Raw genomic sequence first — 21,339 nt, 5'->3', positions numbered from 1 at the left:
GTCCCGGGTGTGGGGCCGCGTGGCACGATGAACGGCACGCGCCGGTCGGCGCGCCCCACGGACGCCCCGGCGCCCGGACGACGAGCAGCAGGAGCACGGGTGAAGGACCTTCTGAGGACGACGCGGACGCTGCTGCCGATGCTCCCCGACGGCGCCCGCCGCTACCTCCTCGTGTACTCGACGGTGACGGCGCTGCTCGCGCTCCTCGACGTCGTGGCCCTCGGCATCCTCGCGCTGGTCATGGCCCCGATGGTGTCCGGCCAGCCCGTCAGCCTCCCGCTCATCGGCGAGATCAGCACCGACCAGTACATCTGGGTCCTCCTCGCGGTGTGCGCGCTCATCTGCACGAAGTCGATCGCCTCGCTCGCCATGCGCTGGGTGGCCACCCGGAAGTTCGCCGAGTACGAGATGGAGATCGGGGACCGGCTCTTCCGCGCCTACCTCCACTCGCCGTGGACCGACCGACTCTCGCGCAACTCCGCCGAGCTCGTCCGCATGGCCGACGTCGGGATCGCCAACACCACCTCCGGCCTGCTGCTGCCGGTCGCGAGCCTGCCGACCGAGATCGCCACGACGCTCGCGGTGCTGCTCGTCCTCGTCGTCGCCGAGCCGATGATCGCTGCGATCACGGTCGTCTACCTCGGGGCGCTCGCCGCGCTCCTCTACCTCGTGGTCAACCCGAAGGCCCTCGTGGCCGGCCGCGTCAACCGGGACTACTCGCTCAAGACCGCCCGCCTGATGACCGAGATGGTGGCCACGCTCAAGGAGATCGTCCTGCGGGACAAGACCTCCGAGGTCGCCGACGTCGTGTGGGACAACCGCAAGCACGCCGTCCGCGCGCGCTCCAACAGCCAGTTCCTCGGACAGGCGCCGAAGTACGTGCTCGAGGTGGCGCTCATCGGCGGGTTCGTGCTCGTCGGAGGCGTGGGCTACTGGCAGGGCGGGGCGACCGAGGCGTTCGCCGCGGTGGCGATGTTCGGCGTCGCGGGGTTCCGGATGATCCCCGCGATCACGCGCATGCAGGCGATCCTCACGCAGACCTCGACCACGCTCCCGCACGCGAAGCGGGTCATCTACGACATCCGTGCCTCCGAGAAGTTCATCCGCGACGCCGAGACCGTGGGCCGCGAGCCGATCGTCGGGGAGCCGACGGAGCTCGTGCTCGAGGGAGTCGGCTTCACCTACCCCACCTCGCAGACGCCCGCCGTCCACGACATCGACCTCACCGTCCGCATGGGCACCCACGTGGCGCTCGCCGGCTCGTCGGGCGCCGGGAAGTCCACGCTCGTCGACATCCTCCTCGGGCTGCTCGTCCCGCAGGACGGCATCATGCGGATCGGGGACCAGGACCTCGACGACGTCCTGGCCGACTGGCGCTCCCGCGTGGGCTACGTCCCCCAGGACGTCTCGCTGTTCAACGGGTCGATCGCGCAGAACGTCGCGCTCGCCTGGGGCTCGACGATCGACGAGGACCGGGTGCGCGACTGCCTGCGGCGCGCCCAGCTGCTCGACGCCGTCGACGAGCGCGGCGGGCTCGACACCCTCGTCGGCGAGCGCGGCCTCGCCTTCTCGGGCGGTCAGCGGCAGCGGCTCGGCATCGCCCGGGCCCTCTACACCGACCCGCTCGTCCTCGTCATGGACGAGGCCACCTCGGCGCTCGACACGGCGACCGAGGAGGCCGTCACGCACGCGCTGCGCGAGCTGCACGGCGAGGTCACCGTCGTCACCGTCGCCCACCGCCTCTCGACGATCCGCCACGCCGACGAGGTGTGCTTCATGAGCGGCGGCACGATCGCCGCGCGCGGCACGTTCGAGGAGGTCGTCGCTGCGCACCCCGAGTTCGCGCACCAGGCCAACCTCGCCGGGCTGGCGTAGGGCAGCGGCCGCCGGATGGAAGAATCCCGCCCATGACTCAGGCGGCCCGGCTGCTCATCCTCTCGTTCTCCTCGATCGCCACCGATCCCCGCGTCCTCAAGCAGGTCCGGTACCTCACCGACCGCTACGAGGTGACGACCTGCGGGTACGGCCCGGCGCCCGAGGGCGTCGCCGACCACGTCGAGCTCCCGGCCGGCCGGACGAACAAGCTCGACGGGCGGCTCATCACGCTGCGCGCCTACCGGGCCGCGCTCTGGCGGCAGAACGGGATGCGGACCGCGCGCTCGCTGCTGTCCGGTCGCGAGTTCGACGCGGTGCTCGCGAACGACATCGAGGCCGTGCCGGTCGCGCTCGGGCTGAAACCCCGGGGTGGCGTGCACGCGGACATGCACGAGTTCTTCCCGCGGTGGCGCGAGGACGACCCGCTGTGGCGGAAGCGCATCGGTCCCTACTACCGCTACCTCTGCCGGCGGTACCTGCCGCGCGCGGCCGCGGTGACGACCGTGTCCGGCGGCATCGCCCGCGCGTACACGGAACTGACCGGTGCCGACGTCGGCGTCGTCACCAACGCGACCCCGTTCCACGACCTCTCACCGACGCCCGTGGCCACCCCGATCCGGGTCGTCCACTCGGGCGCCTCGATCCGGCGCCGGCACCTCGACCGGATGATCGAGGCTGCGGGCAAGGCCGCCGACGCCGTCACGCTCGACCTCTACCTCGTCAAGCACGACCCGGCATGCTTCGACGAGCTCCAGGCCCTCGCGGCGACGACGTCGAACGTCCGCGTGCTCGACCCGGTGCCCTACGAGAGCCTCATCGACACGCTCAACGGCTACGACGTCGGTCTCTACGTCCTGCCTGCCACCGGCTTCAACCACGAGCACGCGCTGCCGAACAAGATCTTCGACTACGTCCAGGCGCGGCTCGGGATCGTCGTCGGGCCGTCGCCCGAGATGGCGCAGGTCGTGCGGGAGCATGAGCTCGGGGACGTCACGGACACCTTCGAGGTCGACGACGTCGCCGCCACGCTCCGTGCCCTCGAGGCCGAGCGGGTCGAACGGTGGAAGTCGGCCGCGCACACGGCCGCGACCGAGCTCGCCGCGGAGCGGGCACTGGAAGGCTGGGGACGGCCGATCGCCCATATGGTCGGCGCATGACCGACCGCCGCTCGCTGCTCATCCTGTCCTTCTCGAAGATCGCCACCGACCCGCGGGTGATCAAGCAGGTGCGGTACTTCGCGGACCGGTACGACGTGACGACCTGTGGGTACGGGCCCACGCCCGACGGCGTGGTCGAGCACATCGAGCTCGACGGCTCGCTCCCGCGCAAGCTCGACGGGCGGATCATCACGACCCGCATCTACCGGCTGGCCTACTGGCAGCAGCCCGCCATGCGCGGCGCTCGCCGGCAGCTCAAGGGCCGCACCTTCGACGCCGTCCTGGCCAACGACGCCGACGCCCTGCCTGTCGCGGTGTCGCTCAAGCCGCGGTTCGGCATCCACGCGGACATGCACGAGTACTTCCCCCGGTGGCACGAGGAGGACGAGGCCTGGCGGCGCAGGATCGGCCCGTACTACCTCTGGCTGTGCCGCCGGTACCTGACGCGCGCCCGCTCGGTGACGACCGTGTCCGGAGGCCTCGCCCGCGAGTACGGGACGATCGTCGATGTCCCGGTCGGCGTCGTCGCCAACGCGACCCCGTTCCACGAGCTCGAGCCCGGTGAGGTCGGCGAGCGCATCAGGATCGTCCACTCCGGCGCTGCCATGCCCCGGCGGTACCTCGAACGCACGATCGAGGCGGCGGGGCGCCTGCCCGGGAGCGTCGAGCTCGACCTCTACGTGGTACCGGTCTACAAGGACTACTTCGCCGACCTGCAGGCGCAGGCCGCGGCCACCGAGAACGTCCGCGTGCACGAGCCCGTGCCGTACGAGGAGCTCGTCGGCGTCCTGCACCGCAATGACGTCGGCATCTTCGTGGTGCCGCCCGTGACGTTCAACCTCGAGTGGACGCTGCCGAACAAGATCTTCGACTACGTCCAGGCGCGCCTGGGCATCGTCACGGGCCCGAGCCCGGAGATGGCGTCGGTCGTGCGGGAGAACGGGCTGGGCGCGGTCACCGGCGGCTTCGAGGTCGACGACATCGAGGCCACGCTCGCCACGCTGGACAAGGAGACGGTGGCCGGATGGAAGTCCGCGAGCCACGCCGCAGCCCGCGAGCTCGCCGCCGAGGCCGAGGTCGAGAAGTGGGGCGACGCGATCGAGAAGCTGCTGACGAGCTAGATCTCCGCGACCCCGAGGAACGGCGCCAGAGCCGCCGCCGAGGCCCGCCCGTCGTGGTGCGTGCGCGCCCAGTCCGGCCCACGAACCGCAATCTCGGCGAACCGGTCGCGGTCGGTGAGGATCTCGTCCATCACGTGCGCGAACGTCTCCGGGGTCGCGTCGACGACGGGCAGGTCGCCGTCGAGCCGCGCGCGTACCCGCTCGTGCACGTGCCCGACGACGAGACGCCCCGCTGCCATGGCCTCCGCCGCCAGCACACCGACGGCGCCGAGCAGGATCTGGTCGACGACGACGTCTGCGCCGGCGACGAACTCCGTCATCCGCTCGTGCGGGACGTCCTCGAGCCGCCGGTAGGTGATCCGCCCCTCGGCGTCGAGCGCCTCGAGCACCGGCTCGATGACGGCCGTCCCCTTGAGCGCCGGGTTCGACGGCGCGTGCAGGACGATCGGCCGCTCGTGCCCGAGCGCCGGCACCGTGTGGGGCGCTGCGAACCCCTCGACGTCGACGACGATCGGCAGCAGCGTGGCCCCCGGCGCGAGGTCGAGCTGGTCGGGGGTCGTGACGAACGCCGGCAGGCCCTCGACCTCGAGGAGCCGCTGGGCGGCCCGGATCCGCTCGCGCGCGGCGTCGTCGACTCGCACGGCGTCCCGGTAGGGGCTCGTCGGGTAGAGCTCGGCGTGCCGGTCGGGGTCGCGGATCTCGGAGCCGTGGAACACGACGCCCGGTGTCACGCCCGCCGCCCGGTACCGCTCGATCTCGTCACGGTCCGCCACCGCCGTGGTCATCGTCGTCGGGGAGTAGCCCGTCTCGAACAGGGCGTGGCTGAACCGCGCGAGCACCCCGTCGCGCCACGCCGCCCGGCCCGGGCGCAGGGCGAGCGGCAGGGCGACATCGGTCGGGTAGGAGAAGCGGTCGACGCCGCCGGGACGCTCGAGGGTGACCGAGCGCGCGGCCACGCCGCCCAGGTGCTCCTCGACGGCCCGCGCCCACAGGTAGCCCTGGCCCGCCGTGTTCGTCGGGCCGACGAGCAGTCCCGCGGTGCGGTCGTCCGGCAGGTAGGGCACGAGCTCGCCGGCCGCACGAAGCTCGCGGGCGAACAGCCGCCGTTCGACGGCTTCCCGCCGCTCGTCGGGCAGGCGCCGCACGCCGGCGGCCATGACGTCGCGCAGGCTGGGGCTCATACGGACAGTGTGCCGGGCGACGGGGGCCGCGGGTGGGAGCATGGGCGCCATGACGCACGCCGCCGACGCACCGACCTCCCGCCCCTCGGTGCTCGTCATCTCGTACTCGATCCTCACCTCGGACGCCCGGCTGCTGCGCCAGATCCGGCTCCTCGCGCGCGACCACGACGTCACCACGGTCGGCTACGGGCCGGCTCCCGACGGCGTGGTCGAGCACGTGCAGATCCCCGACGAGCTCGTCGCCTGGCACAAGGACCGGCTCCTGCTCATGCAGCGCCGGTTCGCCGCGGTCTACCGGGACAACGCCGTCAACGCGTACCTGCGGGAGATGCTGCCGGTGGGGCAGTTCGACGTCGTCGTCGCCAACGACGCCGACACCGTGCCCTTGGCCCTCGGGCTGCACCCGCGCGGCGGCGTGCACGCCGACCTCCACGAGTACGCGCCGCGCCAGCACGAGGCCTCGCCGCGGTGGCGGCTCTTCGTCGCGCCCTACTACCGGTGGCTCGTCCGGACCTTCCTGCCGCTGTGCGACTCCGTGACGACGGTGGGTGCGGGGCTGGCGCGCGAGTACGAGCGTGAGTACGGGGTGCAGGCGGGGGTGGTCGTCAACGCCGCCCCGTTCCGGGACGCGAGCCCGACGCCGGTCGGCGAGCCCGTGCGCCTCGTCCATTCCGGGGGAGCGACGCGTGTGCGCGCGCTCGACGTGATGGTGCGGGCGGTCGAGGCCTCGACGTCGGGGGCCACGCTCGACCTCTACCTCATGCCGTCCGACCCCACCTACCTCGCGGAGATCGCGGCGCTCGCCGACGCCTCCGAGAAGGTCACGCTGCACGACGCCGTGCCCGCCGACGAGCTCGTCGAGACCCTCGCCGGCTACGACGTCGGCCTCTTCCTCGTGCCGCCCGTGACCTTCAACCTCGAGTGGACGCTGCCGAACAAGTTCTTCGACTTCGTCCAGGCGCGCCTCGGGATCGTCGTCGGCCCCAACCCCGAGATGGCGGGCCTCGTCCGTGAGCACGGGCTCGGCGCCGTGACGGCCGGCTACGACGAGACCGACCTCGTCGCGCTCCTCGACCGGCTCGACCCGGCCGAGGTGGCGCGGTGGAAGGCAGGCTCAGACGCCGCGGCGCGGGAGCTGTCCGCCGAGCAGCAGATCACCGCGTGGGGCGAGGCGGTCGGGGCGCTGGCGGCCCGCGCCGGGCGGGCGTAGGACGAACCCCTAGTCCCGCACGTACCAGGCGGGCAGCTCCCAGTCGGCGTCGACCCCGTGGTCCCGCGCGGCCCCGCGCACCACCGGCAGCCAGGACGCGAGCTGGAACACCCGCTCACCGGTCAGCGTCAGCGTCCGGGGCCCGCCCCCGGCGTCGAGCTCGATCTCGGCGTCGACCAGGTGGAGCGACCCACCGGACAGGAGGAGCACCTCGGAGAGGTACTCGTCGCTCGCGTCGGGCAGCAGATGGCGTAGCTCGCGGAGGACGTCCGTCCATGTGTCGGCGAGCCGGAGCTCGCCGATGCGGACCCTGAGCCGGGAGACCGCGTCCCACCCGTGGTGCTCGCCGTCGATCTCGACCCCGTCCGGACCGGCGCGCAAGGTCCGCTCCTTCTCGACCTGCCGGCTGGAGGATCCGAACAGTCCGCGTAGTCCGCGACGGCCCTTGGGCGGTGCCTCCTCGATCGTCTCCGTCACGCGCAGGAGATCGGTGGTGGGCGGAGTCCCGAGGAGGCCGAGGCGGTAGCGCGCGTAGCCCGCCGACTCCTCGGGGCGCAGCGCGTCGGGCTCGCCGACAACCGGCAGACGGAATGGCGCCTCCGTCCGGGGACGTGCGGGAGGGTCGACCGCGGCGAGGTCCCCGCCCGCGGCGAGGAACTCCTGCAGCGGCTCGGGCCACGGGTCGGCGTCGACGTCCGACGGCCCCCACGCGATGTCCGCGTCCGCGTCCGCACCGCGGGCCAGCCACAACGCGCCGTGGAGGCGCGCCACCTGGAAGGCGAGGACGCCCTCGAGCTCGATGACGACGGGGCCGGGAGCGACGTCGAGCAGGATGCGGGCGCCGACCTCCCGGGTGGCGTCGGTCCGGGCGAGCATCGCCTTCGCGACCATCGGGTGGCTCGCGTACGGGGTCCGTGCGACCAGCTCCTCACGCGCGGCCCGCTCCTCGTCCGCGCTCAGCAGGCCCGGCGCGTGGACGAGTGCCGCCCGGATGTCCGCGGCCGCCCACCGGTGGTCGCCGACGCTGACGCCGCTCCGGTCGGCCCGGACCACGAGGGGACCGCGCTCGGGAGCGGCGCCGGTGACGAGGAGCGTGCCCGTCGTCGACGCCAGGGCGTACTCCTGGCCGAGCTGCTCGGTGCGGATCTGGTCGCGGTGGTCGATCCAGTCGACGAGCTCGGCGGGGGACAGGGGCCTGGACGTCGGCACGAGGGGCTGCATACCCACGACCCTAGGGATCGTCCGACGTCGTCATCCGGCTCGCGGCGGGCCGTTCTGCCCGTCATGTCCGGCCGCGGCTCCCGTGGTCTGGTCAGGTTGACCAGACCAGTAATATCGTGACGTCATGACCGAGATGGCGAACGTGCAGGAGGCGAAGACTCGACTCTCCGAGCTCCTGGTGCGAGCGAGCAGGGGTGAGGACGTCGTCATCGCCCGGGCCGGCGTGCCCGTGGCCCGGTTGGTCGCCGTCGACGGGGCGCCGCCTCGCACCTTCGGCACGATGTCCTTCGACGTACCGGACGACGTCGACGAGCCGCTCCCGGAGAGTGAGCTGGCCGCGTGGGAGTGAACCATCTCCTCGACACGCACGTCCTGCTGTGGCTCCTCGCGGCACCGCACCGTGTGCCTGAACACGTGCGCGACGCGCTGGCCGATCGAGGATCGGGGCTCGTCGTCTCGGCGGTGTCGGCCATGGAGGTGTCGACGAAGCATCGGCTCGGGCGACTCACGGAGGCGGAGGGTCTCCTCGCCGGCTGGTCACCGCGTGTCGCCGAGATCGGGGCGACCGAGCTCCCGCTCGAGACCGATGCCGCGCTCCTTGCGGGCCGTCTCGACTGGGCCCATCGCGACCCGTTCGACCGCCTCCTCGTCGCTCAGGCGATGACGGAGAATCTCGTGCTGGTGTCCGTGGACCGCGCCGTCACCGGTTTCCCTGGGCTGCGGACGCTGACCTGGTAGTGCCCCCAGCGCTCAGCAGCTGATTCTGCTCAGCCCCTGACCTCGGTCACCCGCTGGCCGCGCGGGGCCAGCTCGGCGTCGAGGACCGCGCGCAGGAGCGCGACGTCGGCGGCCGACCGCTCGCCCAGCTCGACCCGCACGTGCGGCGCCCCCTCGCTCGTGCGGACGGCGGCGGCCTGCAGGGGAGTGGTGGTGCGCTCGAGGGTGGATCGTGGGTCGGTGAGCAGGATCCGCACGAGCGCGGCGGACCGCTCGGCGTCCCGCGTCCCCTGCGCGGTCACCGGGGTCGACGCCGACATCTCGACGCCCGCCACCTCGTACCAGGGGATCGCGAGCCCGCCCGGCCCGACGAGCTCGTTCTCGGTGACGACGAGGTCGATCGCGTCGTCGCCCGTGCGCCGCTCGGCGCGGAGCCTGATCAGCCGCCAGATCGCGCCGCCGGCGCCGAGCACGCCGACGATCCCCAGCAGGACGATCATGAACAGCCGTCGCGTGACCTCGCCGGACAGCAGCCCGCCGATGCAGATGACGGCGAGCACCGAGAAGCCGAGCAGCGCCAGCCACTGCTTGCGCACCTTCGACCGGTGCTCGGCCGGGTCGACGACGAACCGCGCAAGCTGGCCGCCGCTGCCCTGGCCGCCGTGGCTCGCCGTGCCGGCGTCGTTCGTCATGGTTCTCCTCGGGCTGCGTGGCGGTGTGGCTGTGTGACGGTAAGGCTGCGTGGCGGTGCGTCGACTGTGCGACCGTGTCTCAGGCAGCAGGCCGAGGGTAGTCGCGCGAGGTGTCGTGAGTCGTTGACCGTTACTCGACCACCGCCGTAGGCTTCCGGTGTGCAGAATCTGTCTCTCGCCAAGTGGAATCGTGGCGAGGGAGTGGCGGCGACGCGGCAACGGGTCGCGGAACGGCCGGAGGGCGGCTGCCCCCACCGATCGAAGGAGATCCGATGAGCGAGCAGAGCGACGTCCCGACCCACGGCCCCGGCGCCGTCGTGGCCGACGTCAACGACCCCGCGCGCATCCGGGAGCAGATCCGCGCCTTCCGCACGGAGCACGGCCTGCCCGACGACGACGAACGGCCCGTGCCCGCGGGTGCCGGTGACGCTGCGCCTGCCGGTGACGCTGTGCGTACCCGCGAGGACGGCGCGTTCGACCTCGTGCTGCGCGGCGGCCGGGTCCTCGGCGAGGACGGGTTCGCCCCGCGGGAGATCGGCGTGCGCGACGGGTCGATCGTCGCCGTCGAGCCCCTCGGAGCCGGCCTGACCGGCGACCGCGTGGTCGAGCTCGCCGAGGACGAGGTGCTGATCAGCGGCCTCGTCGACGCCCACGTGCACGTCAACGAGCCCGGCCGCACCGAGTGGGAGGGCTTCGCCAGCGCGACCCGCGCGGCCGCGGCCGGCGGCGTGACGACGATCGTCGACATGCCGCTCAACTCGATCCCCTCGACCGTCAACCGGCCGGCGCTGGAGTACAAGCGGTTGGTCGCGGAGCCGCAGGCGTTCGTCGACGTCGGGCTCTGGGGCGGCGCGGTCCCCGGCAACCGGGCCGACCTGCGCGAGCTGCACGAGGACGGCGTGTTCGGCTTCAAGTGCTTCCTGTCCGGCTCCGGGGTGGACGAGTTCCCCCACCTCGAGGCCGACGAGCTCGAGGACTACCTGGGCGAGCTCGCCTCGTTCGGCGGGATGATGATCGTCCACGCCGAGGACGACCGCTCGATCGGCCGCGCGCCCCAGGCCGAGGGCGCCACGTACAAGAAGTTCCTCGACTCGCGGCCTCGCGGGGCCGAGAACCTCGCGATCGCGCAGCTCATCGAGCGCACCCGCTGGGCCGGCGCACGCAGCCACGTCCTCCACCTGTCCTCCTCGGACGCCCTGCCGATGCTGCGCAGCGCCAAGGCGGACGGGGTCGACATCTCCGCCGAGACCTGCCCCCACTACCTCGCGCTCAACGCGGAGGACATCGCCGACGGCGCCACCGCGTTCAAGTGCTGCCCGCCGATCCGGGAGGATGCCAACCGCGACCTGCTGTGGGAGGGCCTCCTCGACGGGACGATCGACTACGTCGCGAGCGACCACTCGCCCTCGACGGTCGAGCTCAAGGACCTCGAGCACGGCGACTTCGCCGTCGCGTGGGGCGGGATCTCCTCCGTGCAGCTCGAGCTGCCGATCGTGTGGACCGAGGCGCGCCGCCGCGGGATCCCGCTCGAGCGGGTCGTCGAGTGGATGTCGGCCCGGCCCGCCGCGCGGGTGGGCCTGGCCCGGAAGGGGCGCATCGGCGTCGGGTACGACGCCGACCTGGCCGTCCTCGCGCCGGACGACTCCTTCACCGTGGTCGCCAAGGAGCTGCGCCACCGCAACCCGATCTCCGCCTACGACGGCCGCGAGCTCACCGGCGTCGTCCGCCGCACCTTCCTGCGCGGCGACGAGGTCGGCGACACCCCGCACGGTCGACTGCTCCGGCGGGGCGACGCCTGACCTCGAGGTCGCGCCGGCGACAGGTGGTCGCCGGCGACCGCCCGGCGCCTCCCGGACGCCGGCGACCTACCGGTGCATCCCGCCCAGGAAGAGCGGCGCGTGCCGGTTGACGTCCTTGTAGAGCAGGTAGCGGAACGGGGCGGGGCCGCCGGCGTAGCAGGCCTGCGGGCAGAAGGCGCGCAGCCACATGAAGTCGCCGGCCTGGACCTCGACCCAGTCCTCGTTGAGCCGGTAGACGGCCTGACCCTCGAGGACGTAGAGCCCGTGCTCCATCACGTGGGTCTCCGCGAACGGAATGATCCCGCCCGGCTGGAACGTCACGATCGTCACGTGCATGTCGTGGCGGACGTCGGTCGGGTCGACGAACCGCGTGGTGGCCCAGCGGCCCTCGGTGTCCGGCATCGGGGTGGGGTCGACGTCGCGCTCGTTCGTCACGAACGAGGCGGGCGGCTCGATCCCGTCGACCCGCTGGTAGGCCTTGCGGATCCACATGAAGCGGGCCGGCTCGTCGCCGTCGTTGGCCAGGGTCCAGGTCTCGCCGGGGGCGAGGAAGACGTAGGAGCCGGCCGTGAGGTGGTGCGGAGTCGCGTCCTCGCCCAGCGTCAGCTCCAGCTCGCCCTCCATGACGAAGAGGACGGCCTCGGCGCCCGGGTCGTCCTCGGGGCGGTCCGAGCCGCCGCCGGGGGAGACCTCGACGAGGTACTGGGAGAACGTCTCCGCGAAACCGGTGAGCGGCCGCGCGAGCACCCACAGCCGGGTGCCGCGCCAGTGCGGCAGGTTCGAGGTGACGATGTCCATCTGCGTGCCGCGCGGGATGACCGCGTACGCCTCGCGGAACATCGCGCGGTCGGTGAGCAGGTCGGTCTGCGGCGGGTGGCCGCCGTGCGTCGCCCAGTAGGTGGGGGCGGGCCTGCGGGTCTGGTCGGTCATCGTCGGGTCCTTCCGTCGTCGGGCTCGGTCTCGATGCTTCCATGGTCGGGTGCGCGGCAGTGCGGGTGCGTGGCAGCGTGGCCTCGGCACGTGCACCTCGCGCCCGATCGCCCTGCGCCCGATCGCCCCGTCGGGGAGGATGTTGACAGGCGGCGAGCGCGCCTTCTACGTTCGTCATCTGGAAGTTCTGTTCCGCGATCCGAAACTATCAGAAGGTGCCGCATGACCACCGCACTCACGCGATTCAACGAGGACGCGGACGCCGCGCGCGAGATCCTGCTCGCCGCCGTGCGGGTGCCGCGCTGGGCCGACGAGATCGTCGCCGGCCGCCCCTACGCCGGCGTCGAGGACGTCGTCCGCGCCGCGGAGACCGCCGCCGACCCGTGGACCGACGAGGAGGTGGACGGCGCCCTCGCCCGCCACCCGCGCATCGGGGAGCGCGCCACGGGCGACGACCCGGACGCCGCGCACTCGGCCCGCGAGCAGGCGGGCGTCGACGGCTCCGACGCCTCGGTGGCCGAGCGCCTGCGCGCCGGCAACCTCGCCTACGAGGAGCGGTTCGGCCACGTCTTCCTCATCCGCGCCGCCGGCCGGGACGCCGAGGAGATCCTCGCCGCCCTCGAGCAGCGCCTGACCAACGACCCCGCCACCGAACGCCGCGTCTGCGCCGAGCAGCTGCGGGAGATCGCCGTCCTTCGTCTCAAGGGAGAGCTCGCATGACCTCGCACGTCACCACCCACGTCCTCGACGCCGTCACCGGCATCCCCGCCGCCGGCATCGCCGTCCGTCTCTCGCGCATCGAGGGCGACGGCGCCTCGGGTGCCGCCGGGGCCGAGACCGCGACCGAGGTCGCCGCCGGCACCACGAACTCCGACGGCCGCATCCGCGACCTCGGCCCCGAGGTGATCGACCCCGGCACCTACCGGATCACCTTCGCCACCGGCGAGTACTTCCGCGCCCAGGGCGTCGAGACCTTCTACCCGTCGGTGACGATCGACTTCTTCGTCGATGAGGGGCGCGACCACTATCACGTGCCGTGCCTGCTCAGCCCGTTCGCCTACTCGACCTATCGCGGGAGCTGAGCAACCGGCTGTCGTCGTCGTGAACTTCACGATGCGAGAGAACTCTTCCGAAATATTGCCCGACCGCGGAGTCTCCGCGTAGAATGTCCGCACACGCCGGGGTTGCCGTGGGGGCCCGGACGGTGGACGCATCGACCCAAGGGGTCGGGGACGCGCGAACCGCCCCACGACTGCACGTCGAGCTCGACAGGGAAGTGAGCAATGGCCCGCATCACGGTGAACGTCAACGGTGAGGACCGGGAGATCTCCGGTGCCCCCGTCCACACGAACCTCCTCGACTGGTTGCGCTCGCTCGGGCTGACCGGCGCCAAGGAGGGCTGCGCCGAGGGTGAGTGCGGCGCCTGCGCGGTCCTCGTGGCACGGCCCGACGGCGAGGGGCGGTCGCGGTGGACCTCCGTCAACGCCTGCCTGCCCCCGGCCCTCGCCTTCGACGGCCAGGAGATCGTCACGAGCGAGGGCTTCGGCACGGCGCCCGGGGCCTGCGCGGTGGAGGACCTCCACCCCGTCCAGCGCGAGATGGCCGACCGCGGCGGTTCCCAGTGCGGCTACTGCACGCCCGGCTTCATCTGCTCGATGGCGGCGGAGTACTACCGGCCCGAGCGGGCGGGGGTGTCGTCGTCGGGGGCCGTCGTCCCGGACGGCACCGCCAGCCCGGACGGCACCGCGAGCCCGGACGGCACCGCCAGCCCGGACGGCACCGTCACCGACGCGACGCCTGAGGGTGCCTCCACGGTGGTCGACACCTCGGTCCTCGACGTCGACGCGAGCGACGCCCACGCGCACGAGGTCGGCCCGAACGGCTTCGACCTCCACTCCCTGTCCGGCAACCTCTGTCGTTGCACCGGCTACCGCCCGATCCGGGACGCCGCGTACGCGCTGGGCTCCCCGGCCCCCGAGGACCCGCTGGCACGTCGCGCCGAGTCCGCCGGTCCGGACGCCCGCCCCACCTCCTACGCGCACGGCGAGGCGGAGTTCGTCCGCCCCGCCACCCTCGCGGAGCTCCTCGACCGCCTCGCCGAGCAGCCCGACGCGCAGATCGTCGCTGGTGCGACCGACCTCGGTGTCGAGCTCAACATCCGGCACACGCGTCCGCCGGTGCTGCTGGCGATCGACCGCCTGCCCGAGCTGCGCACCCTCACGCGCGCCGAGGACCACGTCGAGATCGGCGCCGCGCTCACGCTCTCGGAGATCGAGCGCACGCTCGACGGCGAGATCCCCCTGCTCGCCGAGCTGTTCCCGCAGTTCGCCTCGCGCCTGATCCGCAACGGCGCCACGTTCGGCGGCAACCTCGGCACAGGCTCGCCCATCGGCGACGCACCGCCGGCGCTGCTCGCGCTCGGCGCCTCCCTCGTCCTCGCCTCGCGCGACGGCGAGCGGGAGGTCGACCTCGCGGGGTACTTCACGGGCTACCGCCAGACGGTGCGCGAGCCCGGCGAGATCATCAGGGCGGTGCGGATCCCGCTGCCGCTCGCCCCGACCACCGCGTTCTACAAGATCGCCAAGCGCCGGTTCGACGACATCTCGAGCGTGGCCGTCGCGATCGCCGCCCGGATCGAGGACGGGGTCGTGGCCGACATCCGCATCGGCGTCGGCGGGATCGCCGCCACGCCGGTGCGCGCGCTCGCCACCGAGGAGGCCCTGCGCGGCCGCCCGTGGACCGAGGAGACCGTGTCCGCGGCCGCCGAGGTCATGTCCGGCGAGGGCACCCCGATGGACGACCACCGGGCGAGCTCGCGCTACCGCAGCGCGATGCTCGGTCAGGCCCTGTGCCGCTTCTACGTGGAGAACAGCCCGTCCGAGGTCCTGGAGGTGGCCCGATGAGCGCCCTGTCCGAGCGTCCCGTCAACCCGATCGTCGGACGCAGCGTCCCGCACGAGAGCGCCGGCCTGCACGTCACGGGCACCGCCCTGTACACCGACGACCTCACGGTGCGGACCCTGGGGGTCCTCCACGCCTGGCCGGTCCAGGCGCCGCACGCCCACGCGCGCATCGTGTCGCTGCGGCCGGAGCCGGCGTACGACGTGGAGGGCGTCGTCCGCGTGCTCACCTCCGCGGACGTCCCCGGCGTCAACGACGCCGGGACCAAGGCCGACGAGCCGCTGTTCCCGCCGGAGGTCATGCAGTACGGCCACGCGGTGGCGTGGGTGCTCGGCGAGAGCCTCGAGGCCGCCCGGCTCGGTGCCGAGGCCGTCGAGGTCGAGTACGAGCCGCTGCCGTCGATCCTCACCCTCACGGAGGCCATCGAGCAGGAGTCCTTCCAGGGCTCGCAGCCGATGATCGACCGGGGCGACGCCTCCTCCGCGCTCGCGGGCGCCACCCACCGGTTCTCCGGCGAGTTCGAGTTCGCCGGCCAGGAGCACTTCTACCTCGAGACCCAGGCGGCGCTGGCCACGGTCGACGAGGGCGGACAGGTCTTCGTCCAGTCCTCGACCCAGCACCCCTCTGAGACGCAGGAGATCATCGCCCACGTCCTCGGGCTCCACAACCACGCGGTGACCGTGCAGAGCCTGCGGATGGGCGGCGGGTTCGGCGGCAAGGAGGCGCAGGCGAACGGGCCGGCCGCGGTCGCCGCCCTCGGTGCCGTCCTCACGGGTCGGCCGGTCCGCGTGCGCTACAACCGCACCCAGGACCTGACGATGACCGGCAAGCGGCACGGCTTCCACGCCTCGTGGGAGATCGGGTTCGACGACGACGGACGGATCGTCGGTCTCGACGCCACCCTGACGGCCGACGGCGGCTGGTCGCTCGACCTGTCCGAGCCCGTCCTCGCCCGCGCGCTGTGCCACATCGACAACGCGTACTTCATCCCCGACGCGCGGATCCGCGGCCGGATCGCCCAGACGCACAAGACGTCGAACACGGCCTTCCGCGGGTTCGGCGGCCCGCAGGGCGCACTCGTGATGGAGGACATCCTCGGGCGGTGCGCACCCCTGCTCGGCATCGAGCCGGGTGAGCTGCGCCGGCGGAACTTCTACCGGCCGGGCGACTCGACGCCGTACCTCATGCCCGTGCGGCACGCGGAGCGGCTCGAGGCGCTGTGGCAGCAGGCGCTCGACTCGTCGGACCACGCCGAGCGCACGCGCCGGGTCGAGGAGTTCAACGCGAGCCACCGGCACACGAAGCGGGCGATCGCGATGACGCCCGTGAAGTTCGGCATCTCGTTCAACCTCACGGCGTTCAACCAGGCCGGCGCGCTCGTGCACGTGTACAAGGACGGGTCCGTCCTCATCAACCACGGCGGCACGGAGATGGGGCAGGGCCTGCACACGAAGATGCGGCAGGTCGCGGCCACGGCCCTCGGGGTCGAGCTCGCGGACGTGCGGCTCGCGCCCACCCGGACCGACAAGGTGCCCAACACGTCCGCGACGGCGGCCAGCACCGGCGCCGACCTCAACGGCGGCGCCGTGAAGAACGCCTGCGACCAGATCCGCGGCAACATGGCCGACGTGGCGGCGCGGGAGTTCAACTGCCACCCCGAGGACGTGAGGTTCTCCGGGGGCACCGTGACCGCGCTCGGGCGCGCGGACGCCGAGCTGACGTTCGCTCAGCTCGCGCACAAGGCCTACTTCCAGCGGGTGCCGCTGTTCGCCGCCGGGTACTTCCGCACGCCCGGGCTGCACTGGAACGCCAAGACGTTCCAGGGCGAGCCGTTCCGCTACTTCGCCTACGGCGTCGCGGTGTCCGAGGTCGAGGTCGACGGCTTCACGGGTGCCTACCGGTTCCTGCGCACCGACATCGTCCACGACGTCGGGGACAGCCTCTCGCCGCTCGTCGACGTCGGGCAGGTCGAGGGCGGGTACGTCCAGGGTGTCGGCTGGCTGACCCAGGAGGAGCTCGTCTGGGACCAGTCCGACACCGAGCGGCGCGGGCGCCTCGCCACCCAGGCGGCGAGCACCTACAAGCTGCCGAGCTTCTCGGAGATGCCGGAGGAGCTCAACGTCCACTTCCTCGAGCGGGCGGAGGAGACCGGCGTCGTCTACGGCTCGAAGGCCGTCGGCGAGCCGCCGCTGCTGCTCGCCTTCGCGGTGCGCGAGGCGCTGCGCACCGCCGTCGCGGCGTTCGGCGAGCCGGGCACCGAGGTCAAGCTGGCGAGCCCGGCCACGCCGGAGGCGGTGTACTGGGCGATCGAGTCCGTGCGGTCGCCGGGGGATGCCGATGCTCGTGCTGAGGGTGCTGGTGCCGAGGGGGCGGAGACCGGGTCCGACGGCGGGGTGTCCGACGTCGTGGGCATTCCCGACTCGCCCGCCACGGCCGGCGTGCACCACGGCGGCGACGTCGTGAACGGATCGGCGTCGAACGGTGCTGCGACCAGCCCCTCCGACGCCGAACACCGGCCCTCGTCGCCGGTGCCCGTCTCCGGGACCTGACGGTGGTGGCGTGATGGACTGGCTCGCCGCCCTGCAGCGCCTCCGTGAGGAGTCGCGTCCGGGCGTGCTCGCCACCGTCCTCACCGTGCGCGGCCACGCGCCGCGGGAGGCCGGGGCGAAGATGGTGGTCGGCGCCGACGAGACGTGGGGGAGCGTCGGTGGGGGGAACCTCGAGGCGAGCGTCGTCGAGCGTGCGCGCGCGGTGATCGTCGAGGGTGGGACGTCGCCGGAGCAGATGTCGTTCGGGCTCAACGAGCACGCCGACAACACGCACGGCACGCAGTGCTGCGGCGGCGACGTCACGGTGCTGCTCGAACCGTTCGGTGCGCGGCCGTCGATCGCCGTGTTCGGGCTCGGGCACGTCGGGCTCGAGCTGGGTCGGATCCTCGCGCGGCTGCCGATCTCGCTCCACCTGGTGGACAGCCGGGCGGAGATGGTCGACGCCGAGCGGCTCGCCGACGTCGTCGGGAACGCCACCGTGCACCGGCACCACGCGCCCGCGCCCGAGGTGGTCCTGCGCGGGCTGCCCGCCCGCACCCACGTGATGATCATGAGCCACGACCACTCCGAGGACCTGTTCCTCTGCGACGCCGCGATCACTCGCGGCGACCTCGGGAGCGTGGGCCTCATCGGGTCGCGCGCCAAGTGGCTGCGGTTCCGCAAGCGCCTCGCCGACGCCGGGCATTCCGGTGAGGCCATCGAGTCGATCCACAGCCCCGTCGGGATTCCCGGGATCACAGGGAAGACTCCCGAGGTGATCGCGATCAGTGCTGCCGCGTCGCTCGTGCAGATCCTCGAGGGCGCCGAGATCGCGCGCGGCTGGGGGAGTGGGACGGTCGTGCCGTCCGAGTGGTCGTCGGCCGGGGCGCAGGCTGGTGCTGGTGCTGGTGCTGGTGCTGGTGCTGGTGCCGGTGCTGGTGCTGGTGCTGCCGGCGCTCGTGTCGGCCGCGTGGTGGGTGCCGAACCGGCGCGCTGACTTTCGCACCTGGTCCGGGGAGCTCGCACCGACTGCTCGGTCAGGCTGCCTCGCGGCGGTGCGCTTGGGGCACTGCCCCCGCGCCCGGCCGCCGCGCGCGGCACGACGCACACCGCACCCTGAACACCGGCGCCGCGCCCCGCCCGGCACCCGCCTGTCGTCCGACGGTGCCGGTCGTGCTCCACGCAGTTCCGCGTGCGCCGTTGAGCGGTGGCCGTCAGCGACGCGGACAGGCCGAGATCTGCGGTCCCGATCGGACCCGACGGGCTCGTCCCGGCTCGTGGCTGCCTCGGTGAGCTGTGGTGCGATCGCGCTCGTCGCGCTCGTCGCGCTCGTCGCGCTCGTCGCGCTCGTCGTCCCTCCTCGTCCCTCGTCGTCCCTCCTCGTCCCTCGTCGGGCTCGTCGCGCTCGTCGCGCTCGTCGTCCCTCCTCGTCCCTCGTCGTCCCTCCTCGTCCCTCGTCGGGCTCGTCGCGCTCGTCGACGTGTGCGTCCTCCCGCCGGTGCTGCCCTCTGCTCGTGCAGGCGCTGCTCGACCACTTGCGCAGGTGCTGCCTACTGCCGGCGCTACCGTCCGTCTGGGCCGCACGCCCATATGGACCGCGCGCCCGGCAGGAGCGCCGTTCCGCGCGGTCGCCGACCGCCCTGCCACGCCCACCGGCGTTGCGCGTCACCGGCTCACAGGCTCACAGGCTCACAGGCTCACCGGGTCACCGGGTGACCGGGTGACCGGGTGACCGGGTCACCGGGTGACCGGGGCGCCGAGTCACCCCCCCAACGACGCTGCGAGTTACCGAGTCACCGAGTCGCCGAGTCACCCCTCAGTGACGCTGTGCGTCACCGAGTCAGCGCGTCACCAGGTCACAGAGTCGTCCGGCGACCGAGCCGGGCCCCGAGCGGAAGCCCTGCTGAGTCGCCCGTGTCCGTGACGCCGTCCGCATCGACCCGGGTCCACAGGTACATCTGATGCCTGTGCGTCCACAGATATGTCGATTGGTCTTGTTTGATCACCATCCGTCGCGATAAACTGAGAGCCAATCGAACGACAGTTCGATGCGAGTGGCCGCGATGTGGCGGGCGGGGGTGAAGACGGTGGAGACCAGGTTCTGGGCGGACGTGGAGCGAGACATGATCAGGCACGTCCTGAAGACGGCCGAAGGCATGCGCTTCGTGACCGAGGCTCTGGCGGACATCCAGGTCACGGCCGAACCGGACGCGATCGACATCATCGCCGCAGCCGAAGGCCTCAAGTCCGCGGCAGCAGCGGCCCAGATGCGAGCGACGGCCATGTTCGACGTCCTGCGATGCACCCGCGAAGGCATCAACGGGGTGCCGAAGGCCCGCCAGGGGATCGGTGTCGCGGACGAGATCGCGCTTGCCCGGCGCGAGTCCGCGTCGTCGGGCCAGCGTCGGCTGTCCGCGGCTCAGGTCGTCGTGCGCGACATGCCCTACGCCCTGGACCTCATGGAGTCCGGCGAGCTGTCGGAGTCGCGGGCTCACCTCCTCGTCAACGAGGTGCGTGAGCTCGGTCAGGCCGATCGCCGGACGGTGGACGAGGAGCTCGCGCCGGTCCTGGGCGGACTGAGCGATCGGCAGGTCTCCCACCGGGCCAAGCGGATCGCCCAGCGGCTCGACGCGGAGGCCGCGACGCGCCGTGCCACGGAGGCCGAGAAGACGCGGCGGGTGACGATTCGGCCTGCGACCGAGCCGGGGATGTGCTTCCTCACCGCCCATCTCCCGGTCTCCCAGGCGCGGCGCGTCTACGACTCGCTCATGGACGAGGCCGACCGGATTCTCACAGGGAATGCAGCGAGCGCCGGGATGATCGGCAACGGCAACGGCAACGGCAACGGCAACGGCAACGGCAACGGCAACGGCAACGGCAACGGTGATGGTTCCGCCGTCGAGACGTTCCCGACGGATGCGGCCAAGGTTGAGCCGAGCGCCTCGATCAACCTGACCACGGGGGAGATCACGACGCTTGGCCACATCGAGCCAGGCGCCGTGCTCTCTTCTTCCTCAGCATCCGCGCCTCCCGACGTTTCTGGTTCTGCCTCCGGTCCCGGCGGCCCCTCTGGCTCTGGGCCTGCCGCTGACCTCGCGTCGGTCGGTCGGCCGGTCGGCGCGGATGGCAGGTCGCGTTCGCAGCTGGTGGCGGACCTGTTCGTCGAACGCGTGACGGGCGTCGGGCTCTCCGAACCCCGGGATGTCGACCTCACGCTGGTGATGACGGACGAGACCCTGCTCGGCGGGGACGACCCGGCGTGGGTGCCTGGCCAGGGGCCGATCCCCGCGTTCGTGGCTCGCGGCATGCTCAACGAGACGCAGGCCAACGACGTCGAGCTCCGGCGGATCTGGACCGAGCCGACCACCGGGCTGATCACGAAGATGGATGCCCGGTCTCGCACCTTCAGCAACAGGTTGCGACGGATGGTTCTGCTTCGGGACGACGACTGTCGCAACCCGTGGTGCGGGGCACCGATCCGCGACATCGACCACGCGATGCGGTGGGCCGACGGTGGGCAGACGAGGTTCGAGAACGCGTCAGGGCTGTGCAAGAGATGCAATCTCATCAAGGAGCAGGCGGGCTGGACCCATCAGGCTGACGCGACGTCCCTGACGGTCACGACCCCGACGGGCCACACGTACGTCGCCGCCCCGACACACCTGGCAGATCCCGGGCCACCTCCCGAAGGCGTATCGCTCAACAGGAACGGCGCCGGGAACGACAGGCGGCCGAGAACGCGGCGAGGGTCCGCGGCGGAGGGCGGCGATCCGCCACCAGATGCCGACCCCTGCGACGAGCTCGACGATCCCTACGCATAGGGATGACTGCTCGCGCCCCACGACGAACGTGGCCCCATTCCGACGGGCTGACTTCTGACTACTGACTACTGATTACTCGCGCCCGAGGCCGAGCTCGAAGAATCCTGGGCACAGATCTCACCGTTCGAGCTGTGGCAGCGACGCGTGCGGGGCAGCCGGCGGTGGTGGTGGCGGTCGAGCCCGGTGG

17 protein-coding genes are annotated in these 21,339 nt (G+C 72.3%); 13 read left to right on the top strand and 4 right to left on the bottom strand.

What is annotated here, in order from left to right; translation table 11 throughout:
* Positions 1–99 precede the first annotated feature (99 nt).
* From ACZLMO_RS03250 to ACZLMO_RS03240, 3 genes are read left to right on the top strand one after another with little or no spacing between them, the layout of a single operon-like run.
* The gene (locus ACZLMO_RS03250; RefSeq protein ID WP_463652813.1) at positions 100–1,875 is read left to right on the top strand and encodes an ABC transporter ATP-binding protein; all 1,776 of its coding nucleotides are present in this window, start codon (positions 100–102) and stop codon (positions 1,873–1,875) included.
* Positions 1,876–1,907: 32 nt separating this feature from the next.
* Positions 1,908–3,032, top strand: a complete 1,125-nt coding sequence (locus ACZLMO_RS03245) for a glycosyltransferase family protein (protein ID WP_425714655.1) — start codon at positions 1,908–1,910, stop codon at positions 3,030–3,032.
* Positions 3,029–4,153 (top strand): glycosyltransferase family protein, encoded by a 1,125-nt coding sequence (locus tag ACZLMO_RS03240; RefSeq protein ID WP_425714654.1) that lies wholly within the window; start codon positions 3,029–3,031, stop codon positions 4,151–4,153. Before ACZLMO_RS03245 ends, ACZLMO_RS03240 begins: the two co-directional genes overlap by 4 nt.
* Here the strand turns inward: ACZLMO_RS03240 and ACZLMO_RS03235 are convergent.
* The gene (locus ACZLMO_RS03235) at positions 4,150–5,334 is read right to left on the bottom strand and encodes a glycosyltransferase (protein WP_425714653.1); all 1,185 of its coding nucleotides are present in this window, start codon (positions 5,332–5,334) and stop codon (positions 4,150–4,152) included. The two genes, ACZLMO_RS03240 and ACZLMO_RS03235, sit on opposite strands and share 4 nt — an antisense overlap.
* A 49-nt stretch (positions 5,335–5,383) precedes the next feature.
* On the opposite strand from ACZLMO_RS03235, the gene ACZLMO_RS03230 reads away from it, so the two are divergent.
* Positions 5,384–6,544 carry a glycosyltransferase gene (locus ACZLMO_RS03230; protein WP_463652812.1) on the top strand — a complete coding sequence of 387 codons (1,161 nt, stop codon included), beginning with the start codon at positions 5,384–5,386 and terminating at the stop codon, positions 6,542–6,544.
* A 9-nt stretch (positions 6,545–6,553) separates the two neighbouring features.
* Here the strand turns inward: ACZLMO_RS03230 and ACZLMO_RS03225 are convergent, their stop codons facing one another.
* Positions 6,554–7,771 carry a hypothetical protein gene (locus tag ACZLMO_RS03225; RefSeq protein ID WP_463652811.1) on the bottom strand — a complete coding sequence of 406 codons (1,218 nt, stop codon included), beginning with the start codon at positions 7,769–7,771 and terminating at the stop codon, positions 6,554–6,556.
* Between the two features lie 118 nt (positions 7,772–7,889).
* Here ACZLMO_RS03225 and ACZLMO_RS03220 point away from each other — a divergent pair, with 118 nt between their 5' ends.
* A complete protein-coding gene (locus ACZLMO_RS03220; protein ID WP_425714650.1) occupies positions 7,890–8,114 on the top strand; it encodes a type II toxin-antitoxin system Phd/YefM family antitoxin in 225 nt (74 codons plus the stop codon).
* A complete protein-coding gene (locus ACZLMO_RS03215; protein WP_425714649.1) occupies positions 8,105–8,503 on the top strand; it encodes a type II toxin-antitoxin system VapC family toxin in 399 nt (132 codons plus the stop codon). The genes ACZLMO_RS03220 and ACZLMO_RS03215 overlap by 10 nt, the downstream gene beginning before the upstream one ends.
* A gap of 29 nt (positions 8,504–8,532) precedes the next feature.
* On the opposite strand, the gene ACZLMO_RS03210 is transcribed toward ACZLMO_RS03215, so the two are convergent.
* Positions 8,533–9,174: a hypothetical protein gene (locus ACZLMO_RS03210; RefSeq protein WP_425714648.1), complete on the bottom strand. Its 642-nt coding sequence runs from the start codon at positions 9,172–9,174 to the stop codon at positions 8,533–8,535.
* A 272-nt stretch (positions 9,175–9,446) separates the two neighbouring features.
* On the opposite strand from ACZLMO_RS03210, the gene allB reads away from it, so the two are divergent.
* A complete protein-coding gene (allB, locus tag ACZLMO_RS03205) occupies positions 9,447–10,973 on the top strand; it encodes an allantoinase AllB (RefSeq protein WP_425714647.1) in 1,527 nt (508 codons plus the stop codon).
* 66 nt (positions 10,974–11,039) lie between these two features.
* Here the strand turns inward: allB and ACZLMO_RS03200 are convergent, their stop codons facing one another.
* Positions 11,040–11,903, bottom strand: coding sequence for a bifunctional allantoicase/(S)-ureidoglycine aminohydrolase (locus tag ACZLMO_RS03200; protein ID WP_425714646.1), 864 nt, complete (start codon positions 11,901–11,903; stop codon positions 11,040–11,042).
* Positions 11,904–12,125: 222 nt separating this feature from the next.
* Between ACZLMO_RS03200 and uraD the strand changes: the two genes are divergently transcribed.
* The 6 genes from uraD (at position 12,126) to ACZLMO_RS03170 (ending at position 21,152) form a co-directional block, all read left to right on the top strand.
* On the top strand, positions 12,126–12,623 hold the full coding sequence (gene uraD / locus ACZLMO_RS03195) for a 2-oxo-4-hydroxy-4-carboxy-5-ureidoimidazoline decarboxylase (RefSeq protein WP_425714645.1): 498 nt from the start codon (positions 12,126–12,128) through the stop codon (positions 12,621–12,623).
* A complete protein-coding gene (gene uraH / locus ACZLMO_RS03190) occupies positions 12,620–12,985 on the top strand; it encodes a hydroxyisourate hydrolase (protein ID WP_425714644.1) in 366 nt (121 codons plus the stop codon). The genes uraD and uraH overlap by 4 nt, the downstream gene beginning before the upstream one ends.
* A gap of 201 nt (positions 12,986–13,186) precedes the next feature.
* The gene (locus ACZLMO_RS03185; RefSeq protein ID WP_425714643.1) at positions 13,187–14,806 is read left to right on the top strand and encodes a xanthine dehydrogenase small subunit; all 1,620 of its coding nucleotides are present in this window, start codon (positions 13,187–13,189) and stop codon (positions 14,804–14,806) included.
* Positions 14,803–17,352, top strand: coding sequence for a xanthine dehydrogenase molybdopterin binding subunit (gene xdhB / locus ACZLMO_RS03180; protein WP_425714642.1), 2,550 nt, complete (start codon positions 14,803–14,805; stop codon positions 17,350–17,352). Before ACZLMO_RS03185 ends, xdhB begins: the two co-directional genes overlap by 4 nt.
* A gap of 13 nt (positions 17,353–17,365) precedes the next feature.
* A complete protein-coding gene (gene xdhC / locus ACZLMO_RS03175) occupies positions 17,366–18,328 on the top strand; it encodes a xanthine dehydrogenase accessory protein XdhC (RefSeq protein ID WP_425714667.1) in 963 nt (320 codons plus the stop codon).
* 1,066 nt (positions 18,329–19,394) lie between these two features.
* A complete protein-coding gene (locus tag ACZLMO_RS03170) occupies positions 19,395–21,152 on the top strand; it encodes an HNH endonuclease (RefSeq protein ID WP_463652900.1) in 1,758 nt (585 codons plus the stop codon).
* Positions 21,153–21,339 lie beyond the last annotated feature (187 nt).

It is taken from the genome of Georgenia sp. G2120, from assembly GCF_055326485.1.
The sequence above is the reverse complement of the archived record's forward strand: the minus strand, read 5'-3'. Positions and strand labels throughout refer to the sequence as shown.

What these genes read in the sequence shown, in the direction of transcription:
- ACZLMO_RS03245 (WP_425714655.1), top strand. Translation starts at nt 1,908, where the DNA reads ATGACTCAGGCGGCCCGGCTGCTCATCCTCTCGTTCTCCTCGATCGCC.
- ACZLMO_RS03240 (WP_425714654.1), top strand. Translation starts at nt 3,029, where the DNA reads ATGACCGACCGCCGCTCGCTGCTCATCCTGTCCTTCTCGAAGATCGCC.
- ACZLMO_RS03235 (WP_425714653.1), bottom strand. Translation starts at nt 5,334, where the DNA reads ATGAGCCCCAGCCTGCGCGACGTCATGGCCGCCGGCGTGCGGCGCCTG.
- ACZLMO_RS03230 (WP_463652812.1), top strand. Translation starts at nt 5,384, where the DNA reads ATGACGCACGCCGCCGACGCACCGACCTCCCGCCCCTCGGTGCTCGTC.
- ACZLMO_RS03220 (WP_425714650.1), top strand. Translation starts at nt 7,890, where the DNA reads ATGACCGAGATGGCGAACGTGCAGGAGGCGAAGACTCGACTCTCCGAG.
- ACZLMO_RS03210 (WP_425714648.1), bottom strand. Translation starts at nt 9,174, where the DNA reads ATGACGAACGACGCCGGCACGGCGAGCCACGGCGGCCAGGGCAGCGGC.
- allB (WP_425714647.1), top strand. Translation starts at nt 9,447, where the DNA reads ATGAGCGAGCAGAGCGACGTCCCGACCCACGGCCCCGGCGCCGTCGTG.
- ACZLMO_RS03200 (WP_425714646.1), bottom strand. Translation starts at nt 11,903, where the DNA reads ATGACCGACCAGACCCGCAGGCCCGCCCCCACCTACTGGGCGACGCAC.
- uraD (WP_425714645.1), top strand. Translation starts at nt 12,126, where the DNA reads ATGACCACCGCACTCACGCGATTCAACGAGGACGCGGACGCCGCGCGC.
- uraH (WP_425714644.1), top strand. Translation starts at nt 12,620, where the DNA reads ATGACCTCGCACGTCACCACCCACGTCCTCGACGCCGTCACCGGCATC.
- ACZLMO_RS03185 (WP_425714643.1), top strand. Translation starts at nt 13,187, where the DNA reads ATGGCCCGCATCACGGTGAACGTCAACGGTGAGGACCGGGAGATCTCC.
- xdhB (WP_425714642.1), top strand. Translation starts at nt 14,803, where the DNA reads ATGAGCGCCCTGTCCGAGCGTCCCGTCAACCCGATCGTCGGACGCAGC.
- xdhC (WP_425714667.1), top strand. Translation starts at nt 17,366, where the DNA reads ATGGACTGGCTCGCCGCCCTGCAGCGCCTCCGTGAGGAGTCGCGTCCG.
- ACZLMO_RS03170 (WP_463652900.1), top strand. Translation starts at nt 19,395, where the DNA reads ATGTGGCGGGCGGGGGTGAAGACGGTGGAGACCAGGTTCTGGGCGGAC.